Source organism: Pseudomonas sp. UBA6310 (genome assembly GCF_002438225.1).
GTDB lineage: Bacteria > Pseudomonadota > Gammaproteobacteria > Pseudomonadales > Pseudomonadaceae > Pseudomonas_O > Pseudomonas_O kuykendallii.
The window spans coordinates 1-1,606 of the sequence record NZ_DJTK01000082.1; the positions used below are offsets into that span (position 1 = coordinate 1).

Consider the following 1,606-nt stretch of genomic DNA (forward strand, 5'->3'; position numbering starts at 1 on the left):
GCACTTGAGGGTGTCCAGCAGCATGTTCGGGTAATGGCCGATCGGGGCGATGCGTTGCGCCGAGAACAGCTCGGGGAACAGCCGCATCATCATCTTGCGGTCTTCGAGCATGTAGCTGACGCCGCTCGGGGTGCGCAGGTTGTCTTCCAGCACGTAGTAGCTGCCGTCACCGTCGCGTACCAGGTCCACCCCGGCGATGTGCGCGTAGATATCGCGGTGCAGGTTCAGCCCGCGCATCGCCAGCTGGTAGCCCTCGTTCGCCAGCACCTGCTCGGCGGGAATGATCCCGGCCTTGATGATGCGCTGTTCGTGGTAGAGGTCGGCGAGGAACATGTTCAGCGCCTGGACGCGCTGGATGCAGCCCTTCTCGACGATGCGCCATTCGCTCGCGGGAATGCTGCGGGGAATGATGTCGAAGGGAATCAGTCGCTCGGTACCCTGCTCGTCACCGTAAAGGGTGAAGGTGATACCGGCACGGTGGAACAGCAGATCGGCTTCGCGGCGGCGCTGCGCCAGTTGCTCTTCAGGCGTTTCCGCCAGCCAGCGGGCGAACTCCCGGTAGTGCGCCCGGCAGTCGCCGTTCGCATCGTGCATCTCGTCAAAAAAATTGCGGGACATGCCGTACTCCTTGTCCGGTCAGCAAGAGCATCGCAAGCCTCATGCCAGCGGTAAAAACCAATCAATTCAATGAGTTGAAGAACAACCCAAATATCCTTGCACCAAACCTGCGCACGCACGGCAATACCTGATCAGCACGACGCCCCATTTGAAAGCGTCTGCGGCGGACGGGGCAGCTCCTGTTCATCCCCACCTTGCCGACCTATTTCCTCCCCATCAGACGGTTTCCCGCAGAGCCAGTTTCAACCAGTGACGATAGAAAACGTCGGCCACCCGATTGAGGGCGCCCACGCGGGCGGAAAGGTTTTCCAGCATCTGAGCGCCGCTTTGCTGACTGGGTTGGCGGCTGTCGAGCAGGTAGCCCCAATCGCCCACCCACAGGCGCACCAGTTCCTCGGTCATCTCGGGGTGCCCCTGCAGGCCCAGCACCTTGTCACCCCAGGCGAAACCCTGGTTGCCGCACCAGTCGCTGGCGAACAGCCGTTGCGCACCGGCCGGCAACTCGAAGGTGTCGCCATGCCATTGGAACACCTCCACAGCGTCGGCCAGCCCGTCGAGCCATGGGCTGGCACGCTCGCCATCGCAGCGGCGCAGGGTCTGCCAGCCGATTTCGCTGTAGGGCATCCGCGTGACGCGCGCCCCGAGGGTTTTCGCCAGCAGTTGGCCGCCCAGGCAATGGCCGATCAGCGGGACGTCGCGCCCGATGAAATGCCGCAACGCGGCGTCCTCGGTGGCCAGCCAGGGCAAGGGGTCGTTGACGCTCATCGGGCCGCCCATCACCGCGACGGCGCGTGGACGGTCAAGGTCGTAGCCGTCCAGATCGCCCTGGTCGACGCGCAATACGTCGAACGCCAGACCTTGGGCATCGAGCGTTTCGGCCAGGTGGCCGGGTGAACAGAAATCGGCGTGGGTAAGAATCAGGATATCGCTCATGGCCCCTCCAGTTTGTCGCAGTCTGGCGGAAGGGTCGCGACAGGTCGAGCGCGGG

At 63.6% G+C, this 1,606-nt stretch carries 2 protein-coding genes; both read right to left on the minus strand.

Going from position 1 to position 1,606, the window contains the following annotated elements:
• The coding region (locus B3E91_RS20040) for a circularly permuted type 2 ATP-grasp protein (RefSeq protein ID WP_287031136.1) at window positions 1-618 on the minus strand (618 nt) is incomplete at its 3' end.
• 216 nt (window positions 619-834) lie between these two features.
• Window positions 835-1,551 carry a type 1 glutamine amidotransferase gene (locus tag B3E91_RS20045; RefSeq protein ID WP_287031137.1) on the minus strand — a complete coding sequence of 239 codons (717 nt, stop codon included), beginning with the start codon at window positions 1,549-1,551 and terminating at the stop codon, window positions 835-837.
• Between the last annotated feature and the right edge of the window lie 55 nt (window positions 1,552-1,606).

Coding starts and splice junctions, on each gene's coding strand:
- B3E91_RS20045 (WP_287031137.1), bottom strand. CDS start 1,551: ATGAGCGATATCCTGATTCTTACCCACGCCGATTTCTGTTCACCCGGC.